This window comes from Duganella guangzhouensis (assembly GCF_009674535.1).
GTDB lineage: Bacteria > Pseudomonadota > Gammaproteobacteria > Burkholderiales > Burkholderiaceae_D > Rugamonas > Rugamonas guangzhouensis.
On the sequence record NZ_WKJK01000019.1, the window covers coordinates 122,943 to 144,821 of the forward strand.

The 21,879-nt window shown below is 65.0% G+C and carries 16 protein-coding genes; 12 read left to right on the forward strand and 4 right to left on the reverse strand.

Annotation, left to right across the window (positions count from 1 at the left end; translation table 11 throughout):
* Positions 1–91: 91 nt before the first annotated feature.
* From GJ699_RS27845 to GJ699_RS27870, 6 genes are all read left to right on the forward strand, one after another.
* Positions 92–2,929, forward strand: a complete 2,838-nt coding sequence (locus GJ699_RS27845; protein WP_154382633.1) for a sensor domain-containing diguanylate cyclase — start codon at positions 92–94, stop codon at positions 2,927–2,929.
* 4 nt (positions 2,930–2,933) lie between these two features.
* Positions 2,934–3,494, forward strand: a complete 561-nt coding sequence (locus tag GJ699_RS27850; RefSeq protein WP_154382595.1) for a DNA-3-methyladenine glycosylase I — start codon at positions 2,934–2,936, stop codon at positions 3,492–3,494.
* Positions 3,467–5,143: an FAD-dependent 5-carboxymethylaminomethyl-2-thiouridine(34) oxidoreductase MnmC1 gene (gene mnmC1, locus GJ699_RS27855; protein ID WP_229262325.1), complete on the forward strand. Its 1,677-nt coding sequence runs from the start codon at positions 3,467–3,469 to the stop codon at positions 5,141–5,143. Before GJ699_RS27850 ends, mnmC1 begins: the two co-directional genes overlap by 28 nt.
* A 95-nt stretch (positions 5,144–5,238) precedes the next feature.
* Entirely contained in the window at positions 5,239–5,949 is a 711-nt protein-coding gene (locus tag GJ699_RS27860) for a sensor histidine kinase (RefSeq protein WP_154382597.1), read from the forward strand.
* Positions 5,950–5,960: 11 nt separating this feature from the next.
* A complete protein-coding gene (locus tag GJ699_RS27865; RefSeq protein ID WP_154382637.1) occupies positions 5,961–7,685 on the forward strand; it encodes a response regulator in 1,725 nt (574 codons plus the stop codon).
* Between the two features lie 137 nt (positions 7,686–7,822).
* Entirely contained in the window at positions 7,823–8,038 is a 216-nt protein-coding gene (locus GJ699_RS27870) for a hypothetical protein (protein ID WP_154382599.1), read from the forward strand.
* Between the two features lie 6 nt (positions 8,039–8,044).
* On the opposite strand, the gene GJ699_RS27875 is transcribed toward GJ699_RS27870, so the two are convergent.
* Entirely contained in the window at positions 8,045–8,755 is a 711-nt protein-coding gene (locus GJ699_RS27875; RefSeq protein WP_229262327.1) for a PhaM family polyhydroxyalkanoate granule multifunctional regulatory protein, read from the reverse strand.
* Between the two features lie 163 nt (positions 8,756–8,918).
* Between GJ699_RS27875 and GJ699_RS27880 the strand changes: the two genes are divergently transcribed.
* The 5 genes from GJ699_RS27880 to GJ699_RS27900 all read left to right on the forward strand — a co-directional run bounded on the left by GJ699_RS27880 (position 8,919) and on the right by GJ699_RS27900 (position 15,923).
* Positions 8,919–10,118, forward strand: coding sequence for a DUF3108 domain-containing protein (locus GJ699_RS27880; RefSeq protein WP_154382603.1), 1,200 nt, complete (start codon positions 8,919–8,921; stop codon positions 10,116–10,118).
* Entirely contained in the window at positions 10,115–10,873 is a 759-nt protein-coding gene (locus GJ699_RS27885; protein WP_154382605.1) for a DUF3108 domain-containing protein, read from the forward strand. The genes GJ699_RS27880 and GJ699_RS27885 overlap by 4 nt, the downstream gene beginning before the upstream one ends.
* Before the next feature lie 81 nt (positions 10,874–10,954).
* Positions 10,955–12,316 (forward strand): hypothetical protein, encoded by a 1,362-nt coding sequence (locus GJ699_RS27890; RefSeq protein WP_154382607.1) that lies wholly within the window; start codon positions 10,955–10,957, stop codon positions 12,314–12,316.
* The gene (locus tag GJ699_RS27895; protein ID WP_229262328.1) at positions 12,309–13,085 is read left to right on the forward strand and encodes a hypothetical protein; all 777 of its coding nucleotides are present in this window, start codon (positions 12,309–12,311) and stop codon (positions 13,083–13,085) included. Before GJ699_RS27890 ends, GJ699_RS27895 begins: the two co-directional genes overlap by 8 nt.
* A gap of 3 nt (positions 13,086–13,088) precedes the next feature.
* Positions 13,089–15,923 (forward strand): ATP-binding protein, encoded by a 2,835-nt coding sequence (locus tag GJ699_RS27900; protein WP_154382609.1) that lies wholly within the window; start codon positions 13,089–13,091, stop codon positions 15,921–15,923.
* Here the strand turns inward: GJ699_RS27900 and GJ699_RS27905 are convergent.
* On the reverse strand, positions 15,920–16,417 hold the full coding sequence (locus GJ699_RS27905; protein ID WP_154382612.1) for a hypothetical protein: 498 nt from the start codon (positions 16,415–16,417) through the stop codon (positions 15,920–15,922). The genes GJ699_RS27900 and GJ699_RS27905 overlap by 4 nt on opposite strands.
* Positions 16,418–16,480: 63 nt before the next feature.
* Positions 16,481–17,008, reverse strand: coding sequence for a CcdC protein domain-containing protein (locus GJ699_RS27910; protein WP_229262329.1), 528 nt, complete (start codon positions 17,006–17,008; stop codon positions 16,481–16,483).
* Positions 17,009–17,129: 121 nt separating this feature from the next.
* Here GJ699_RS27910 and GJ699_RS27915 point away from each other — a divergent pair, with 121 nt between their 5' ends.
* A complete protein-coding gene (locus GJ699_RS27915; protein WP_154382616.1) occupies positions 17,130–19,586 on the forward strand; it encodes an alpha/beta hydrolase family protein in 2,457 nt (818 codons plus the stop codon).
* Between the two features lie 138 nt (positions 19,587–19,724).
* On the opposite strand, the gene GJ699_RS27920 is transcribed toward GJ699_RS27915, so the two are convergent.
* Positions 19,725–21,879, reverse strand: a 2,155-nt coding sequence (locus GJ699_RS27920) for a translocation/assembly module TamB domain-containing protein (protein ID WP_195763667.1), incomplete at its 5' end; no start/stop codon positions are given.

Below are 21,879 nucleotides of genomic sequence, written 5' to 3' on the forward strand. Positions count from 1 at the left end.
TTGTTTGGCCATCGTCAAACTGTGGAATAATGCGGTAACAGCGCAACGGCGCGCTGCGGCAACACAGTAGAAGGATGGTCATTTGGTGGACATGTATGCGCTCGACGACGAGCTGGCGCAATGGGATGCGGCATTGCCGGAAGTGCAAGGCCCGGAGCGGCTGAAGCTGCTGTTGCCGCTTGCCTGGCATTTGCGCCAGCGCGATCCGGCGCGGGCACAGCGGCTGTGCGCGGAGATCGCGCCGCTGCTGGAACTGTTGCCCGCTGACGCCGCCGCCGTGCAGCGCGCCCGGCTGCTGCTGGTCGCCGCCGAGCCGGAATGGCTGCGAGGCGAACTCGACACCGCCCGCTACCATGCCGAACAGGCGCTGCAGCTGTGCGCCGGCGCCGCCGCCAGCCTGCCCGCCGAAGCCGCGCGCTGCCGCGCCGACGCCTGCTGGATCATGGCCTGGGTTTCCAACGACCGCGGCGACATCGCCAACGGCGACCGTTGGCTGCGCGAAGCCGCCGCCGCCGCGCGCCTCGCGGCAGATCCGGTGCGCATCGACGTGATCGATGCCGCCTCCGGCATCTGCGACGCGTTTGGCGACTGGCAGGCCGCGCAGCAGCGCTGGGCCGGCCGCTTCAGCACCGATCTGGACGGCGTGGCACCGATCGCCGCCGGCTGGATCAGCGATTTCTTCGGCACCTGCGCGTTCCAGCGCAGCGAATACGGGCGCGCCATCGGCCACCTGATGCTGAGTTTTGAAACCGCGCTGGCCACCGGCCAGATCCGCCGCGCCATCATCGTCGCCACCAATATTGGCAATGGCTTCACCAGCCTGAATGCGCACGAATCGGCGCTGGAGTGGATGCAGCGCGGGCTGGATCTGGCGCGTCCCACCGGCTGGCCGCTGAGCATCGGCATGTGCTTGATGCAGACCGCCGAAACGCTGCGTCAGCTGGGCCAGCGCGAGGCCGCGCAAAGCCTGCTGCGCGAGGCATTGACCACGCTGGCGGCGTTGTCCGGATCGCGCGCCTACGCGGTGGCGCTGGAGTACCAGGGCGACCTGGCGCTGGACCTGGGCAATCACGTGGCGGCGCTGGAGAGCTTCACCCGCCTGGCGGCGCGCGGCGACGCCTTGTGCCAGAACGATTTCCAGAGCAGCGCGCGGCGCGGCCAGGCGCATGCGCTGTCGCACCTGGCGCGGCCCGAGGATGCGCTGGCGGCGGCCCAGGCGGCGCTGGCGCTGGCGCGCGACCATGGCGACGCCTCGGCGCAGATCGCGGCGCTGAACGTGCTGGCCGATATCCACGCGCGTCACGCGCTGCCAGGCCCCGAGCTGATGGTGGCGCCGAACGCGGTGCTGCACTATCTGCAGCTGGCGCTGGAAATCGCCGCCACCATTGAAGGCTATACGGTGCCGGGCGCGCTGCTGGACGCGGCGGCGCGCGAATACGCGGCGATCGGCGATTACGAACGCGCCTACACCATCGCGCTGCGCGCCAACGCCGCGCGCGACCAGACCCACAGCAAGGAAGCCACCAACCGCGCCATCGCGATGCAGGTGCAGTATCAGACCGAACGCGCGCAGACCGAGGGCGAACACCATCGCCAACTGGCGGCCGCCGAGGCGCAGCGCGCCGAGGTACTGCAGCAGACCAGTGCCACGCTGGAGCACTTGAGCGCGATCGGCCAGGAGATCACCGCGCAGCTGGATGCGGCGGCGGTGTTCCGCGCGCTGGACCGGCACGTGCACGGCCTGCTGGATGCGACCCACTTTTCGATCTTCCTGCTGCAGCCGGATGGCGAGACGCTGGCCTGCGCCTTCGGCATCGAGGCCGGCAAGCCGGTGCCGCCGATCAGCGTGCCGCTGTCCTCACCCAGCGCCAATTCGGCGCGCTGCGTGCGCGAACGGCGCGAGATCCTGATCGAGCTGGATGAAGAGGGCGTGACGCCGCATCTGATCCCCGGCACGCTGCCGACGCTGACGCTATTGTTTGCGCCGCTGCGCGTGGGCGAGCGGGTACTGGGCGTGATGACGGTACAGTCGCTGCTGGCGCATTCGTATGGCGAGCGCGAACGGCTGATCTTCCGCACGCTGTGTGCGTACGGTGCCATCGCGTTGGACAACGCCAGCGCCTACCGTCAGGTGGCGGCGACCCAGGAACAGCTGCTGGAGAAGAACCTGGAGCTGGAGCAGGCTTACAAGGCGCTGGAGGAGGTCAGTTTGACCGACCAGCTGACCGGTCTGCGCAACCGCCGCTTCTTCCTGCAGAACGTGGACGAGGATGTGGCCATGAGCTTGCGCAATTACGAGGCCGGCCAGCACCGCGAGCTGACCGAGTGCGATCTGATGGCGCCCAAGGATCTGGTGTTCTTCATGGTCGATCTGGATCACTTCAAGGAAGTCAACGACCGCTATGGCCACGCGGCCGGCGATACCATCCTGGTGCAGATGCAGGAACGCTTGCGCGAAGTGTTCCGCGAGTCGGATTACGTGATCCGCTGGGGCGGCGAGGAATTCCTGGTGCTGGCGCGCGCCACCCATCGCGACGAGGCGGCCGGCGTGGCGGAGCGCATGCGGCGCGCGGTGGCCGAGCGCGATTTCGTGCTGCCGGATGGCGTGCGCTTGTCGAAGACCTGTTCGATCGGGTTCGCCTGCTTCCCGTTCCTGCCGGAGCAACCGCGTCTGCTATCCTGGTCGCAGGTGGTGGAGCTGGCGGACCAGGGACTGTATATCGCCAAGCGTTCCGGCCGCAATGCGTGGGCCGCGCTGTACAGCACTGCGGCCACGCGGCCGGAGGGCGTGTTCCCGCGCCTGATGCAGCAGCTGGATCAGGCGGTGGCGGATGGCGAGGTGCGGCTGGTGAGCAATCTGACTGGCACGCTGGTGCTGGGCGGCGAACGGCGCCGCATCGGTTTGTCCAGCGATCTGGAACTGGGCTGAGGGCATGGAAAAGAAGCGCTGTAGCTGGGCCAATCCGGCCAATCCTTTGTATCTCGATTATCACGATAACGAGTGGGGCGTGGCTTGCCACGACGAGCGGCGTTTGTTCGAGATGCTGAATCTGGAGGGCGCGCAGGCGGGCCTGAGCTGGGAAACCATTCTCAATAAGCGCGAGAACTATCGTCTGGCGTTCGATCAGTGGGATGCGAACAAGATCGCGCAGTATGGGCCGGAGAAGGTGGCGGAGTTGCTGGCCAATGCGGGCATCGTGCGCAATCGCTTGAAGGTGGCGGCTGCGATCACCAATGCGCAGGCGTATCTGCGGCTGCTGGACAGTGGCAGCAGTCTCGATAAGCTGTTGTGGTCTTATGTGGGCGGCAAGCCGCTGGCCAGCGGCAAGGGGCCGCGTCCGGCCAAGACGGAATTGTCGGACCGGATTTCCAAGGATCTGGCCAAGCTGGGATTCAAGTTTGTCGGCTCGACGATTATCTATGCGTACATGCAGGGCATCGGCATGGTGAATGACCATGCGCCGGATTGCTTCTGCAGGAAGGCGCGCAAGTGAAAACGCGGGTGGTGCTCGACACGGCGTTCTGTGGCGAGCGGTTTGAAGCGGCGCGCGCGCTGGGCGGGCGGCTGCATTACATTGCGGTGGCGCCCGATGTGCCGCCGGCGCCGGAGCAACTGGGCCATGTGTGGCCGCTCGATGTGCCGGGCTTTCATCGTGTGATTCTGAGCGATGAGGTGACGCTGGATCTGCTGGTCGGCGCGCTGGATGCGATGCTGCCGCAGGTGGCGGCGCGGGTGGATGCGTTTTATTTGTCGCCGGAGGTGGCGCCGTCACTGGCGCGCATGCTGGCCAAGCTTGCGGTGCAGGGCGCGACGCTGCATGCGCGCGCGGCTGACGAGGCGCTGGTATGGGCGCTGACGGCGGCGGGCTTTGTGTGCCGGATGGCCGATGCGTCGGATATCGTGGCGGAGTATCGCAGTTTGCGGCCGCGCGCGGCGGAGCAGGTGGCGCCGGTGCGGCGGGCGGTGGTGATCGGGGCCGGTTTGGCCGGTTCGTCGGCGGCGCATCGTCTGTGCGCACGCGGATGGCAGGTGACGCTGATCGAGCGTCACGCGCAGCCGGCGCAGGAGGCGTCGGGTAATTTGGCGGGCATCTTCATGCCCTTGCTGTCCAAGGATGACAATATTCCCACGCGTTTGAGCCGGGCGGCGTATCTGTTTGCGCTGCGCGAGTGGCGGCGCATGGGCGGCGCTGGTGTGGCCTTCGATGGCGCCGATTGCGGCGTGCTGCAACTGGCGCGCGATGAGCGGCATGCCAAGGTGCAGCAGGATGTGCTGGCGCAGTGGGGCTATCCGCAGCAGTACGCGCGCTGGGCCGACGCGCAGGAGGCCAGTGCGATGATTGGCGCGCCGACACCGCATGGCGGCTGGCTGTTCGAGCAGGGCGGCTGGGCGCGTCCGGCGTCGTTGTGCGAGGCGATGCTGGCGGCTTGCGGCGAGCGCTTGCGGCGCGTGTTCTGCACCGAGGCGCTTAGCCTGCAGCGTGTGGACGACGAATGGCAGGTGCGCGGCGCGGATGGCGCGCTGCTGGCGCAAGCGCCGACCGTGATCCTCGCCAGCGGCGCCAGCGCCGGCCAGATCGAGCAGGCATCCGAGCTGCCGCTGTTCAAACTGCGCGGCCAGGTCACGCACCTGCCGCTGGCCGATGCCGCGCCGCAGCCGCCGCTGCTGCCGCTGGTGGTATGCCGCGAAGCGTATGTGACGCCGCCGTCGAACGGCATGGTCTGCGCCGGCGCCACTTACGACAGCGACGACGATCCCGCGCTGCGCGCCAGCAGCCAGCTGGAAAACCTCACCCGCCTGGCCGAAATCATCCCCACCGAGGCCGTCGCCGCGCTGGCCGACACCGCCCCGCTGGCGGGCCGGGTCGGCTTCCGTTGCGCCGCGCCGGACCGTCTGCCGCTGGCCGGCGCGCTGCCCGACTACGCCAACGCCGGCCGCCTCGAATTCCTGTCCGAGGTGCCGCGTCACCCCGGCTTGCACTGCCTGCTGGGCTACGCCTCGCGTGGCCTGATCTGGGCGCCGCTGATGGCCGAACTGCTGGTCTCCCAGCTGGAACACACGCCGCCGCCACTGGAAGCCGCGCTGGTCGACGCCCTCGATCCCGGCCGCTTCCTGCTTAAACAACGCCGCCGCGCCCAATAAGCCCTGTTGCGTCGACGCAAACGCACCTCGTTGGCGACAGCACAGGCGGCACGCTATAATCGGCAATGAACACTGGCGTCCATGGAGACCCGCAAATGGATGAAGAAGAAGCACAGCAGCATGCAGGTTCACCGGAACTGTTCATGTTCCTCGCATCGACCGTGCATGACATGAAAAACTCGATCAGCGTCCTCAGTGGCACGCTGGAGAACCTGCTGGCCGCGCATCCCTCCAACAGCGCTCCCGAATTCGGCCAGATGGCGCAGATGCTGTACCAGACCAAGCGCCTCAACGACAACCTGATCCAGCTGCTGGCGTTGTACAAGGACGTCGGCAAACCCGGCTACCCGTTCGACCCGGCGCCGCGCAGCGTGCGCGAGCTGGTGGAGCTGGTGTCCGGCCAGGCGCAGGTGCTGCTGCAATCGCGCGGCATTACCTTCGACGTCGAATATCCGCAGCACGCCATCTGGACGCTGGACGAAGACCTGGTGATCGGCGTGCTGGTCCACGCCATCAACAATGCCATCCGCTATACCAGGGACCGCATCCGCCTTGCCATCAGCATCGATGGCGACTATCTGGAACTGCGGGTTGAGGACAATGGCGACGGCTTCCCCGACGCCATGCTGCAATCTGGCGCCAGCGCCAAATCAGCGATCAACTTCCTCAACAACAGCAGCGGCCTCGGACTGTACTTCTCCAGTGAAGTCGCGAAGATGCACAAACACCGCCAGCGCCACGGCAGCATCGCGCTGGAAAACGGCGGCCCGCTGGGCGGCGGCTGCTTCATCCTGCGCCTGCCATGACGGAGACCATGATGAGCACAGCACCAGCAGCGGCGGCGGACGGCGGCATCGACTGGGCGGAAAAGCGCTACCTGATCATCGACGACTTTGTCGGCATCCGCCAACTGCTGCGCGAATCGCTGCGCAACCTCGGCGCCAAGCATATCGACCAGGCGTCCAGCGGCGGCGAAGCCATGGTGCTGCTGGCGAAAACCCGCTACGACGTGGTGCTGTGCGATTACAACCTGGGCGACGGCAAGAACGGCCAGCAGGTGCTGGAAGAAGCGCGCATCCGCAACTTGATGCTGCCGTCCAGCGTGTGGCTGATGGTGTCCGCCGAAAAGAGCGTGGAGTCGGTGATGGGCGCCGCCGAACATCAGCCGGATGCCTACATCATCAAGCCGATCACCGAGGGCGTGCTGCTGACGCGCCTCAACCGGGTGTGGCTGAAAAAACAGATCTTCCGCGACATCGACCAGGCATTCGCCGACAAGGATTATCTGCGCGCTGCCCGGCTGTGCGAGGAACAGGTGGCGCACAATCCGCTGCATGCCATCGAGCTGCTGCGCATGAAAGCCACGCTGCTGCTCAAGGCCGGCGAGGCCGAGCAGGCCGGCGTGGTGTACGAACAGGTGCTGCAGGACCGCGACTACAACTGGGCGCGCTGCGGCCTGGGTAAAATCCGCATGACCAATGGCGACCTGGAAGCGGCGCGCATGATGTTCCAGGCCGTGATCGCCGACAACCGCTTCTACATCGATGCCTTCGATCAGCTGGCGCAGTCGTTCCAGCTGCAGGGCAAGACCGAGGAATCGTTCGACGTGCTGCAAAAAGCCGCCAAGCTGTCGCCCAATTCGGTGCCGCGTCAGCGCTCGCTGGGACAGACCGCGCTCAAGCTGGGGAATATTCCGGTGGCGGAAAAGGCGTTCCGCAAATGCATAGAGATCGGCGAATTCTCGGTGCGTAAAACGGTGGATGCCTATCTGGGCCTGGCGCGCGTGTGCGGTCAGAAGAACGACACCAAGGAAGCGATCCGCCTGCTCAACGCGGCGGTGCACCAGTTTGGCGGCGACCAGGTGACGCTGCGCGCCAAGATCACCGAGGGGCTGGTGTACCACGAGAGCGGCGACTTCCGGCGCGCGCGCAAGTCGGGCGATGAGCTGGAGGCCATGCTGGCCGACACCAGCCGCCAGCGTCCCGATACCGACACCTGCCTGGACATGGCGACCTTGCTGTTCGCGGTCGGCGTCAAGGAGGCGCCGGTGGATCTGCTGTGCTACGTCACCCGCAATAACCACGACAACAGTGCGCTGCTGGAGGACGTGCAAAAAATCTTCGACCGGGCACGCATGGCCGACGAGGGCGCGGAGCTGATCAAGACCGCGCGCCTGGAAGCGACCGACATCATGAACAAGGGCGTGTTGCTGTGGAAGACCGGCAAGCTGGTGGAAGCCATCGAATGGATGCGCAGCGCGCGGCGCTCACTGCCGCACAATATGCGCATCCTGTTCAACTCCGCGCAAATTCTGATCTCGCATCTGCAGCAGAACGGTTACGACAGCGCGCTGGCCGATGAAGCCATCGGCGTGTTGATGCATGTGGATGCGATCGCGCCCGGCCAGCAGCGCTTTGCGCAGCTGATGGAGCAGTTGGCGATGCTGGCGCCGGTGTCGGGCGTGGTGGCCGCCGCTGCCGCCAGCGAGTACGAGGCGGAACACGGCCCGGTGCCCGAAAGCACCCGCTTCACCAGTCAATGAGCGCGCGCGCCGGGTGACGGCGCCACGCAACAGCGTGCTTGTTTCGCTTGCACCAAATGATTACACTAAATGCGGCGCAGCCCAGTCTGCGCTTGATTCGCTGTCAATATTGAGAGCAAATAAAGGGCACAAAAAATATGCGCGATATCGCCAAAGAAGTGTATAGCAAGATGAAGGTGGGCAGCGTGGCCTGGATACGGCCGGTTTCCGCCAAGGGAGACACCCTGGAGAGTTTTCAGGCCGCCCACGACGGCGCCAAGCTGCTGGAGGACGAGGGTCTGATCGATATCGAGAAAGTGCAGCGCCAGGCCGATGGCCTGATTGACGCCATCCGCATTCAGCGGCTGGCGTAGTCCCGCTTACGGCTTGTCTTTGTCGGCGGCCGGCTTGGCTGCCGGTTTGGCCGCAGGCTTTTTCGCCGCTGGTTTTTTGGCGGCTGGCTTCTTCACGGCGGCTGGTTTGTCGGCGGCGGCGCTGGCGCTGGCGGCGGGCTTGCTCTCGGCCGGCTTGGCGCCGGTTGCGGCGGCGGCAAACTTGACGGCGGCATCGGTCATCATCGACTCGGACGCCATGGCGGTGGACACGGCTTGCTTGAATTGATCCTGCAGCAGGTTCCACCAGGCGTTGGGTTGGCCACCACCGATGCCGATGCCGGGTTTGGCGGCTTCCGCTTTGGCCTCAGGCGCGGGCGTGGGCGCGGCGGCTGCCGGCGCAGGTGGCGCGCTCGGGGTCGGCGTGCTGCCCTGGGCCTTGTCGGCTTCGCGCGCGTGGTGGAAGAAGGCGGAGGCGTAGGGATTGGCGTCGAAGATCGACTTGTCGCTGACGCCGGTGTTGACCGCCGAGGCCAGGCTGGCGCCGACCGATTTCAGCGTGGCGATGGTGCCGCGCTGGACTTCCAGCGCCTGTATGCTCCCGCGCAGCATGCTCATATTCAGATTGAGCCAGCTTTCGACCGCCTTCAGGTCGTTGATCTTCTTGTCCAGTTCCTCGACCGACAGCGTGGGCGTGGTCAGACCCGGCACGCTCATGCTGCCCCACAGGCTTTTGACGAAGTCCAGGGTATCGTTCATGACACCTGCTCCGGGGATGTTCGGCATTTGCGTATTAGGCATGACAAGTCTCCTGTGGAATTAGCGGTCAGAGTAGCAGATAACGCCTTGGCATTCAAAAGGTTTTGACAACATTTCTGCGCGTGTCCTACCGACCTGGCCGATCCCGTTTAAACTAGCGCCCATGACGATTGCTTCCTTCCTGGTCCGACACCGGCGCGTGCTGGTTTTATGTGCCGCCACGCTGGTGTTGCACTACGCCGCCATCGACTGGGTGGGCGGGCGTCTGAGCGCGCAGTCGCACCGGCGCTCGGAGGTGCCGGCTTCGCTGATGACGGCGCAGCTGCGCCTGGCGCTGCCGAAGCGGGTCGAGAGCACGCCGCTGGCGGAGGTGCAGCCGCTGGCCGGGGCAGCCAAGCCGGCGGCCCAGCCCAAGCCTCGTCCGCCGGCGCCGCGCCCGGTGGACACCGCCGAGTCATCGATCGCGCCGATCAGCGCCACCGGCGCCACAGGTGCGAACAGCGCCGATAGCGCCCCGGCGATGCCGGTGGCCGACATCGCCGCCGCGCTGGCTGGCGCCGACCCGATCGCGCATGGCCCGGAGCAGGCCGGCGCGGCGCAGGCGCAGACCGGCACGCCGCCGCCGGCCCAGGCTCAGGGCGAGCAATTGGCCACCGCCATGCCGGAATCGGCGCCAGCGCAGGGCGGCCGGCGCTACAAGGTCAACCTGCCGCCATCGGCCACTTTCGAGATGACACTGGACCGGGTCGACGCCGACGGCACCAAATGGACGGGCGGTGCGACCATGACGTGGCATACTGACGGCAGCCATTACCGGGCCTCGGTGGAGGCGGGCATCAGCATGCTGGTGACCCGGCTTAATCTGCTGGTGCTGCGCAGCGAAGGAGAGATCGACGATTACGGCATCGCGCCCGCCACCTATACTGAAAAGCGCGCGCGCCGCGCCGAAACCGCGACCCACTTCAACCGCGACACCGGCAGCATCAGTTTTTCAGCGTCCGAACGCAGCTACCCGCTGCTGGTGGGCGCGCAGGACAAAGCCACCGTGCCGTTCCAACTGGGCGGCATCGGCCGCGCCGATCTGAATCAGTTCGGCGGCGACATCGACATCCAGGTCGGCGAGGACAAGGAGGCCACCATCTTCCGCTTCCAGCTGGTGGGAGAAGAGGAAATCGACACGAAACTGGGCAAGGTCGTGACCTGGCATCTGAGCCGTCCGCCCAAGCCGGGCACCTACTCGTCGCGGCTGGACATCTGGCTGGCGCCGGGCCTGAACTGGTACCCGATCCAGATCCGCAACACCGAAGCGAGCGGCGCGCTGACCACGCAGACCGTCGCCAATATTAAGATGACTGACAAATGAACAAGATCCGTACCCTTTGCGCCGCCCTGACGGTGGCACTCAGCCTGCACCATGCCCACGCGGCCGACGCCGCCCATGGCGAACATCCAAGCGTCAAGCGCGCCATCAACCCGCCGCCATCGGCGGACCTGAGCTACAGCCTGAAAATCAAGCAAAGCGGCCTGTCGGTGAACGGCAGCGCCACCGTGCAATGGCGCGCCGGTGACGGCAAATACTCGTTGCACACCGAAAGCCGCGCCAGCCTGTTTGGCAAGGTGCTGGACAACAGCAGCGAAGGCGCGCTTGACGACTACGGCCTGGCGCCGGACACCTTCTACGAAAAGCGCTTCCGCAAAGATCCGTACACCACCAGCTTCAAGCGCGCCGACAAGACCATTGCGTTTACTGAAAGCGACGCCACCTACCCGATATTGGGAGGCGAGCAGGATCGCAGCAGCGCGCAGTGGCAGCTGGCCGCGATGGCGCGCGCCACGCCGGACAAATTCAAGCCGGGCGCCGAGTTCCACCTGTTCGTGGCCGGCCGCCGCGACGCCGAGCAGTGGAGCTTCAAAGTGGTCAAAGTCGAAAACGTGCAGCTCGCCAGCGGCGACGTCAGCGCGGTCCACCTGGTGAAGGCACCGCCGCCGGACGCCCAGGGCCAGCAGGTCGACCTGTGGCTGGCGCCGTCGATGGACTGGTACCCGGTACGGGTGCGCTTTAACGACACCGATGGCGACTTCGTCGACCAGACACTGGAAAAGGTCGTGAAGAAATAGGCTCCTGCTATACTGACGCCCCCGCGATAATCAGAATTGTTTGTAAAAAATGCAATAGCGGGGACCACAGAATGGCAAAGAATGATTGAACCTATAACGAGTGACGCCGCCCAGGACGCGCAGGGGCCCGATAGCCTGCAAGCCCACTTCAAGCCGAACATTTCCGCTGACGAGATCGAGCAGGTCTACCACCTGAAGCGCGCCCAACCGCTGCTGCAGGTGTTTACCGCTTTGTTCCACGGCGGTTTTGACGGCGTGCTGGTGCGCCTGCTGGTGCTGCGCGAGCTGGCGTCCGATACCGCGTCGACCAGCTTCACGCGCTCCGACATCAATACGCGCCTGGCTTATCTGCTGCCGGAATCGCTGGAGACGGTGCTGATGCGCCTGCGCACCAACCAGCTGCTGGCCTGGGATGCGCAGCAGGCGGTGTACCGTGTGACGCCGATGGCGCGCAATGTGCTGTCAGCGATTGACGCGCTGCTGGCGCTCGGCCGCGAGGAAGACGATAACGCTGAAATGGGCTTCCTGCTGTCGCAGGTGGCCGGCGCCCAGGTGATGGGCGGGGTCACGGTCGACCAGCTGCATCACTTGCTGGGCCGTCTGGTGGAGCTGACCGAAGAATTCTCCGATGCGATTGCATCCGGTTCGGAATTCCGCCTGCGCGCCTCGCAGGCCAAGTGGCATATGGCGTGCGACTGGGTGGAGAAGGGTTCGGAAATCCTGCGCGCCATCACCACCGACGAAAACGCCGACAGCGCCACCCACAAGGCGGCGCAGGCGATCGGCCGCGCGCAATCGGCGCTGTTGAACATGCAGGGCATGTTCTCGCGCGCGCTGAATCAGATTGAACGTCAGCGGGTGCACCTGGGCCAGTCCGGCCTGTCCACCACCGACATCAAGCGCTGGTTGCTGGAACACGAAGACCTGGCCTCGCTGGCCACGGGCGCCATCGATCAGCCGGTGGTACCGCTGTTCATGACGCCCGCTGAAATGATAGACGTAGCAGAAACGGAATTAATGGCTGACCGCGTAAACACCACAGTATCCAACGGCCTGCCGACCGGGCAGGATGCTCCCACCACCGTCAGCGAAGGCCCCGCGATGCAACAGGAGCTGGACGATTGGCTGGCGCGCCTGTCCGACTTTGCCGCGCTGGGAAAGCTTCCCGTCGCCGCCGACGGCACGCCGCCAGCCATCCAGGCGCACGAGTCGTTGCTGCCGGCTTCCTTTGCCGTGGCCTCGTACCGCGCTTCGCTGCTGCCGCTGCTGGGCGATGCCGACGAGGCGCGCCTGCAAGGCGCCACCGCGAAATTGGCGCGGTTGCCGGTGAAGTTTTCACCGCAAGATGAAATGGTACAACTGCCCGACCTCGAAGTCGCGGCGATATCCCTTGCCTCCCTCTCACTGTCTTTGAATCCGGAAGGCGACAAGTCCGATGAATGATGACGCACAAATCCTGATCTCGCGCCTGCTCGCGCACCAGACCCTGCGCCGCGACGACAAACTGGTCAAACGCGTGCTGTCGGACGAGCAGTTCCGCACCGAAGTCGACGGCCGCCTGCTGGCGGTCGGCCTGAAACTGCTGGATAACGTCTACGCCGACCACGTGACGGTGGCGCTGCACCGCGCCATCGAGCCGAAGATTTTCGGCGCCAAGGACGTCTGGCAAAACAATAACTTCGGCTTGTCGCGCGATGGCGTGGCGCTGCTGGTGGTGCTGTGGGCGCAGATCATTCTGCCCAAGCGCGAACGCCAGGAGACCCACCAGCACGCGGAGGACAATCAGAACGATATGTTCGGCACCGACAAGCCGCTGCCGCGCGCGGAAGACACCTCGATCGGCATCGCCTACAAGGCACTGTTGGCCGACTTCGGCGATAAGCTGGGCAAGAAAACGCGTCTCGACATGAACCTCGGTATTTTGTCGAAGCTGGGCTTCATCGAGCGCCGTGGCGACGTTATCGTCGAAGGTCCGCTGCTGGATCTGTTGATGGATACCGATTTACTGAAAGAGCGCATCGTCAATGGCGCGCTGGCCGACGTGTTCAAACGCTCGCCGCCGACCATCGTCGCGGTGCCGCGCAGCGAGCCGCCGATTGTGGTCGATGTGCCCGAAGCGGCCAACGATGAAGAAGACATCCTGCCCGCCTTCGATGCACCGCCCCCGGCGCCCATCGTCGCCGTTTCCGACGACACTCCAGCCAAGGACTAAGCCATGTTTCATATTAAATCGCTAGAACTGGTCCACTGGGATTACTGGCAACGCATCAAGAACATCCCGCTGGACGCCAAGATCATCACCATCGCGGGCCAGAACGGCTCCGGCAAGACCACCTTGCTGGATGCGCTGCGCACGCTGTTCGGGCTCGATTGCTCGATGGGCCGCACCTACAAGCACTACGCGCGTCACAGCGGCCAGCAGACCGCCTGGCTGCGCGCGGTGGTCGACAACAAGCCGATGGGCCGTCAGCTGTCGAATCGTCCGTTCCGCGGCTCCGGCTTCTTTGCCGAAGATGATGTGACGCTGTTCTGCCAGATCCAGAAGAACGGTGGCGACTGGAAGCGTCAGTACCTGATGCGGCCGGGGAATGTGCAGATCGAGGACATCGGTGACGCCGGCAATGATTGGCTGGGCGTGGAAAACTACCGCAAGCGTTTGGCGATGGCCGGCCTGTCGCCGGCGATGGCGAAAGTGCTGGCGCTGGAGCAGGGCGAAACAGACAAGCTGTGCGAGTACGCGCCGCGTCAGTTGCTGGATCTGGTGTTCCAGGTGTTCGGCGACAAGGAAGTGCTGGACGCGTACGACGAAGCCAAGCGCCATCAGCGCGACACCGAGACTGAACTGAAACGCTTTGAGGCGGAGCTGGAAGCTTCCAGGACCAATCTGGAAGGCTTGCGCCTGCGCGTCGCCAACTATCACCAGTGGGAAGACCTGAACAAGGAACGCCGCAACCTGCAGGAAGAAGTGCTGCCGTCGCTGGAGTACCACGAGGTGCGCGAGAAGAACGCCAATGTCAGCCGCACGCTGCGCGAGGCGCGCAAGCCGCTGCTGCAGGCGGACGCGCAACTGGCCGACAAGCGCGCCATGCTGTCGGCGCAGGCCAAGGCGCTGTCGGACGCGCAAAGTCACGAGACGGTGCTGGAGCAGGAATCGACCGCGCTGCAATCGCGTCTGACGCAGATTAACGGCAAGCTGAAACCGCTGGAAAGTCTGCTGGAGCAGAAGCTGCGTCTGGAGAAGCTGGCGGAAGACGCCGGCGCCGATCTGGCCGAAGTGGCGAAGACGCTGCAGGAAAAGGAAATCGAACTGGCGCGCCAGCGCACCGCGCGCGACGCCATTTCGGCCAAGATCGCCGGCGAGCTGTCGACCATCTCGGCGTTGCAGGGCAAGACCGCGATGCCGGAGCCGGAAGCCCAGCGCTCCATGCGCAAGGTGCTGAACGACGCCGGCATCGGCCACGCCATGCTGTCGGATATCGTCGAAGTCACCGATCCGAAATGGCAGGGCGCGATTGAGGGCGTGCTGTCCGGTTATGCGTCGGTGGTGCTGCTGGATAAATCGTCCGACGCCGCCGCCGCGTACCGCCTGGCGGAGAAGGAACGCTATCGTCACTTCATCGTGCCGGATCTGGTGCACGCCCCGACCATCAAGGACAATTCCCTGATGTCGGTGGTGAACTTCTCGGCCAAGGTGCCGGCGTGGCTGGTGGAACAGCTGTCGCGCATCACCCGCGTCGATGGGGTCGACCAGGGCGCCAAGCTGGGTAACCATGAAGAGTGGATCACGCCGGAAGCCTATCACCGCGAACGTCGCGGTGGCCGCTCGTTGTTCGTCGAAGTCTCGCGTTACCGCTTCGGTTCCGCTGGCCGCACGCAGCGGATGGAAGCGATCCAGCGTTCGCTGCCAGCGCTGGAGGCGCAGGAAGATCAGTTGACGCTGCAAGTGTCCAAATTGGCGACCGAAATCAGTTCGCTGAAAACCCGCCTGGCCGGCGTCGACGCCGCCAAGGAACTGGGCGCGCGCGCCGAGGAATTCGAGGAAGCGGCGCGCAACGCGGTGCCGCTGCGCGCCGAGCGCGGTGAAGTTGGTGCGCGTCTGGGCGAGCTGCAAAACCTGATCAAGAACGCGGTGGTCACGCGCACCCGCGCCGACACCACCTGGCAGAACGCGCGCTTTGCGTTGTCGGAAGCGGAAGCCGGCATGCGTCTGAATCACAAGCGCGCACTGGAGCAGCGTGCCGATCACGCGCGGGCGCTGCTGGCACTGCGCAAGAGCTGGCGCCATCTGCCGCAAGGCTGGCGTCGTCCGGCGCGGCGTACCGCGCTGGTGAAGGAACACCAGAACGCGCACCAGGTCAATCTGCGTATCCATTCGCTGGAAGCCAGCCTGGCGCGCAACGACTGGGAACTGGACGCCACCGTGATCGATCAGTATCAGCGTTTGAACGACCAGCTGCATGCGCGCCAGTCGGAAACCGAGGAGCGCCGCTATCAGAACAACCGCGCGATCGAGGCCACCGGCAACGCGCGTGGCGCCTACATCGAGCGTCTGCGTTACACCATCAAGACCTATGCGGCCAACATCAAGGAGCTGGGTCAGCTGGCCGGCATCGAGGTGCATGCCGATCCGGTGCGGCTGGAGAACGACGATGTGCAGCTGGCGCAGGCCGGCCTGCACGTGCGCTTCAAGTTCGACGGCAAGGGTGTGATCGGCATGAACGACGGTGAAGCGTCGGGCGGCCAACAGGTGATGAAATCGCTGGTGCTGCTGATTGGTTTGCTGAAGTCGGAAGAGGGTTCCGGCGGCTTCGTGTTCATCGACGAACCGTTTGCTCACCTGGACATTCGTAACATTCAGCTGGTGGGCGAGTTCCTGAAGAACACCGACGCCCAGTATCTGATGACGACGCCGCTGACGCACAATACCGACGTCTATGATCCTTCGGAACTGACGCTCATCACGAGCAAAAAGAAGAAGGATACGGAATGGGCGCAGCCGATCTTCGTGCTGCAGCGCCGTCAACAGCAGAAGGAACAGAAGGCCGCTTAATCAGCCAGCAGCTGATCCAGTTGTTGTGCCAGCAGGGCCGCGGTATCGCGGCCCTTTGCTTTGGTGACGCCTTCAAGGTAGGAGTCGCGCAGCTGGCGCAGCTCGTCGACCGACGCGGCTTTTTCCACCTTGAGCTGCAGCGGGAAACCGCGCAATCCCATGGTGCTCTTGATGGTCTTGTTGTAGAAGTTGTAGATCGACTGGAATTGCTGCACGGCGTCGGTAGGCTCCACAGCAGGCGGCGGGGCCGGGATCAGCGCCGGTTCGGGCAGCGAGGCATAGCTGGCTGCCACCACGATGTAGTCCTGCGCCAGCAACTCCCGCAGCGCCGCCGCATCCAGGCCGAGTCCCGCCACATTGCGCAGCAGTTCATCTTCCGGCCTGTGGCCATCCACCAACACCAGCAAAGTGCGCAAGCGCGACGCCAACTGGTATTTGCGCGTCGCGATCTCCTCTCTGCCCTTGTCCGTCTTATCGTAGATGGAGGTATTCATCACAGTACAAAGTGTTGCCGTATGGATATATCAGCATACACCAACTGCGATAGCAGTGTCGCGCTATTTGATATCGAATATATCCACCGCGCGCGGTACCGGCTTTTGCGCTTTGCGCCACTGGATCAGCAGCCACGCATACACGGCGTAATAGCTGCCCAGCAGGCCGAACACCCACGACGAAATCGGATTGGCGAAGAAGTCCGGGTCCAGCGGCATGCCGTTGTGCATATGCAGATAGGCTTCGAGCAGGCGGTAAATCAGGCGGCTGATGAACAGCAGCGCGACGATCAGGCCGAGCGTGCGATTCTGCGTGTAGTAGAAACCGTCCGGACGATTCTCCAGGCGCGTCAGTTTCATGTTGCGCTGGCCGAGCAGGCCGCCGACCACGGCGCCGGCCAGCAGCGCCACCAGCGCGGTCCAGTGGCCGATGGTCTGGAACGCCACCGCCAGCAGCACCACCACCATCACCGCCAGTGTGGCGTAATGGCGCCACAGTTCGGATTTGGTGCGGCCCATGACGATCTTCAGGCGCGAGTAAATACGCCAGACCGCCAGTGGAACCAGCAGCAGCAGTACGAGTGTGGTCATTTCCATAATCTGTCCAAATGCGAAAGCTGAAAACCCAGATTGTACGGCACGAATTGACAATCGCCGTTAGCATGAGCAAACTGGACCACAGCAGCCCCGCTAGTGGACCGAAAGGACATCCATGAACCAACCTTTATCTGTGCTGCCTTTGAATCTGGGTCTGATGGCCCCCTCGCCGCAAGCCGGCGCCCAGGAGAGCGGCTATCGGCTGCCGCCCGCCGCGCTGCAAGCCATTGTCGACGCGCCGCGCGCACCGGCCTTGAGCCTGAGCCCACAACGCAATATCGTCGCCGTGATCCAGACCCCGCCGCTGCCCGGCATCGCTGAAGTGGCGCAGCCGGAGCTGAAGCTGGCCGGCCTGCGCATCAATCCGCGCACCTGTTCCTCATCGCGTTTTTCGTTCGGCACCGACATGTCGCTGCTGGAGGTGGCCACGCGCAAGGAGAGCCGCATTCGCGGCCTGCCGCGCGAGCTGCGGGTGTCGGACCTGAGCTGGTCACCGGATCAGCGCTATCTGGCTTTCTCGCACGTGGCCTTGAACGGCGAGCGTGGCGCGGTGGAGTTATGGGTGATCGATCTGGCCGAGCGCAAGGCGCGCAAGCTGTCGCCGCAGCCTTTGTCGGCGGTGCTGACGCGCGGCTTCAACTGGCTGCCGGACAGCAGCGGCCTGCTGGTACATTGGCGTCCGGCCGGTTTGAGCAAGCCGCCTGCGGCGAGCGGCATTCCCTCCGGCCCGATAGAACAGGACAGCACCTCGGATGGTCATGTGCGCCAGCTGCGCACCTATCAGGATTTGCTGAAGAACGAGGATGACGCGCGCCTGTTCGAGTACTACATCACGGTGCAGATGGCGATCGTCGACTTGAATGGCAAGACGCGGCTGGTGGGCCAGCCGGCCCAGTTCTCGCGCACCTCGATCGCGCCGGGTGGGCAGTACATTCTGACCCAGAGCATCACGCGGCCGTATTCGTACATCGTGCCGGTGTCCAGCTTTGGCGAAAAGCTGGAAGTGCGCGACATGCACGGCGATGTGGTGCACACGGTGACCGATCTGCCGCTGGAGGAAGGTCTGCCACCGGGAAATGACGCGGTGTCGGAAGGGCCGCGCCATGTGTCGTGGCGCGCCGATGCGCCGGCCAGCTTGATGTGGGCCGAGGCGCAGGATGGCGGCGATCCGGTGCGCGATGTCATCGATGGTATTCGCGATCTGGTGCTGCTGCATGCGGCGCCGTTCCGTGAACCGCCGCGAGTGCTGGCGCGCCTGACCATGCGCTACGCCGGCATCGCCTGGGGCCGCGACGATGTGGCGCTGATCAACGAGCGTTGGCACAAGACGCGCGATTACAAGCAGTGGATGATCGCGCCCGGCCATCTGTCGACGCCACCGGAGTTGATCCACACCGGTTCCTACGAGGACCGCTACAGCAGTCCCGGCTCGCCGGTGATGCGGGCCGACGTCAATGGTTTCCCGCGTTTGCTGATCGGTCCCGGCACCACGGTGCTGCTGGACGGCGCCGGCGCCACGCCGGATGGCGACCGGCCGTTCATCGACCGGCTGTCGCTGACCACCAAGCACAAGGAGCGCTTGTTCCAGAGCGCCGCGCCGTATTTCGAAAACGTGGCGGCGGTGTTGAACGACGATGGCACGTTGTTGCTGACCACGCGCGAATCGCCGACCGAGCGGCCGAATTATTATCTGCGCGATCTGAACAAGCCGGAAGGCGAGCAGTTGACGGCGCTGACCAATTATCCGCATCCGACGCCACAGCTGAAGGATGTGTTCAAGGAGCAGATCCGCTATCCGCGCAACGATGGCGTGGAGCTGACCGCGACGCTGATGCTGCCACCCGGTTACGACGCCGCGCGCGATGGTCCGCTGCCGCTGCTGATGTGGGCTTATCCGCAGGAGTTCAAATCGGCCGGCGCGGCCAGCCAGACCACCGGTTCGCCCTACCGCTTCAACGCGGTCAGCTACTGGGGACCGGCGGCGTTTCTGGCGATGGGGTATGCGGTGCTGGACAATCCGTCATTCCCGATAGTCGGCAGCGGCGACGAGGAACCCAACGATACGTATCTGCCGCAGCTGGTGGCGTCGGCCGAGGCGGCGGTGGATGAGGTGGTGCGGCGCGGCGTGGCGGATCGTCACCGCATCGCCATCGGCGGCCATTCGTATGGCGCGTTCATGACCGGGAATCTGCTGGCCCATACGCGCTTGTTCCGCGCCGGGATCGCGCGCAGCGGTGCCTATAACCGCACGCTGACGCCGTTCGGCTTCCAGGCCGAGGAACGGCCGTACTGGCAGGCGCCGCAGGTGTATCAGGCGATGTCGCCGTTTAATAACGCCGACAAGATCAAGGATGCGCTGCTGCTGATCCATGGTGCGGACGACAGCAATTCCGGCACTTTCCCGCTGCAGAGTGAGCGCATGTTCCAGGCCATCAAAGGGCTGGGCGGCACGGCGCGGCTGGTGATGCTGCCGAACGAGTCGCATGCCTACCGCGCGCGTGAGTCGATCATGCACATGCTGTACGAAACCAATGCCTGGCTGGAGAAATACGTGCGTCACGCAACGGCGTAAAATGGGGCGAACTTCAGGAGTAACGACCATGAAATTATTCCACCGCGCCCCAGACCCTGTACCGGCGGACGATCCCGTGCCGCCGCACGTGCCCCATCCTGTGCCGCAGGATGATCCGGTCCCCGACCACAACCCTTCTTAATCGAAGGCCCAGGTGTAGAGCACGTCCAGCGCGTTGTTGGTGCCGGTCTGGAACTGCAGCGTGATGCGCGGGTTGAGTTTGTATTTGAGCTTGACCAGGCTGGTCGCGGTGCTCGCACCCTGTTCAAAGCTCAGGTAAGCGCGCGACGAGATGCGCTTGCCGACCGTGACCACGGTGTTTTGCAGCGCCGTGGCCGAGCCGCTGGCGGTGCTGGAGCTGCTGCTGGAATTGCTGTTGCTCGACTGTCCGACGCCAAATTCATCCACGCCCAGCGCGTTGGCCAGTTTGCCCTGGCCGCCGCCACCGCCGAACAGCGCGCCGGCGGCGGTGCTGAGCAGCGCCATGTCATTGCCCTGTGTGTTGTCGATGCTGTGGCCCAGCACCAGCCAGGATAGCTTGTCGCTGTCGGACACGGTCGGCGTCGACACCAGCTTGGCCTGTGGCGCCAGCGCCGTGCCTTTTACTTCCACGCCGGCTTCGACGTTGGTCTCGCTCAGCGCTTCGCCTTCGGGGCGGCGACGCACGGCCAGGATGTTGAGGCCGGGGTTGTCGTAAGCGCCGGTGAAATTGATGACGCCACGGTCGATCGCCAGCTTCTGGCCATACGCAGCATAGGTGCCGCTGACCACGCGGATGCTGCCGTTGACGCGCGGCGGCCGGCGGTCGGCGATGCGGATGCGCACCGAACCGGCCAGCTGCGCGTCCAGCCCCTTGCCTTTGAGCGTGAAGTCGTTGCCGAGGTCCGCCTCGACGTCGATATTCAGTGGCATGCCCTGTGCGGCCTTGGCGCCTGGCGCGCTTTTGCCGACGATGACCACGTCGTCGCTTAGCGTGGGCGTGTCGGCGCCGGCCAGTTCGATGTTGGCGCGGTCGGCGCGGAATTTGCCGTCCAACTGGAAGCGCTTGGCGTCGCGCACCAGCGTGCTGCTGCCGCTGACGGTCAGCGTGCGGTCGGGGCGCGACAGCACTTCCAGTTTGTCGGCGCTGAGCTTGAGCTGCATGGTGGCTTCGTTGGCGGCGTAGCGTATCCAGCCATCGGCTTCGGCGCGGCCCTGGGTGCCGTCGAAGCTGAGTTTTTGCAGTTGCAGCTGGTCGCCGGTCAAATGGGCTTGCAGCAGGCCGTTGCGCAGTTTGATGCCTTGGTCCAGCCAGTTGACGGTGAGTTTGTCGCCGTTGATGTCGCCGGCCAGCTGCGGCGCGGCGATGGTGCCGTTGCCGCTGATGGTGGCTTTCAGCGTGCCGTCGATTTCCAGGCCGGGTTGGCCGGCCAGTGGCGCCAGCCAGGCCAGGGAGCCCATGTTGGCGCTGCCGTTGAGGGTGAAGCTGCTGTCGTCGGCCAGGCGGCCGTTTTGCAGTTGGGCGCTGGCGTCCAGTTTTGCTTGTCCGGCGCGGCTGCCGTCGACGTTGAGCTGGACGCGCAGGGTGTTGCCGTTGACGTCGGCGCGGGCGTCGAGCGCGCGCAGGCCGAGGGCTTGCGGCAGGTCGGTGCCGATGATGGTGAGGTCGCCCTGTTCGCGGAAGACGTGGACGCTGCCGTCCAGCGCGCGGGTTTGGGCTTGCAGGTCGAGACCCCAGTCGGCGCCGATGGTCATGTTGCTGCGGACGTTGTCGCGCCAGGCGTCGGACAGCTGGGCGAGGTAGTTGACCGGGATGCCGGCGGCGCGGCCCTTGCTGCGCCAGGTGTGGCCGGTTTTTTCGAGGTAGTCGAGGCGGATGCTGCCGGCGGGGAGGTTGATGGTGGTGGCGCCTAGCGTGATCTGTTCGGGCTTGAGCAGGCCGGCGACGCCGGTGTCTGCGGCGGCGGTGAGTTTCAGCGGCGCGGCGGCGGCCAGCGTGAGGGCGAAGCGGCCTTTGTTTTGCAGGGTGTCGATGGTGCCGGTCCAGGTGTCGTCGGCCCAGCTTCCCTTGACGCGCAGCGCGGCGTCGAAGTCGGGATTGCTGGCGCTGAGCTGGATGATGTGGGCCGAGCGCGAGCCGCTGGTCTGCAGGCGTGCCTTGTCCAGCGACAGGGCGGGGGAGACGTAGCGTGTGATTTCGATGTCGCTCACCAGCGGCACATCGGCCATCGCCTCCGCCGCCGCGCCGCCCGCACCGCCGGCATTCGCCCGGCTTCGCGCCGCTCCGCTCGCAGTCGGCTCCCCGCGTGCCGCG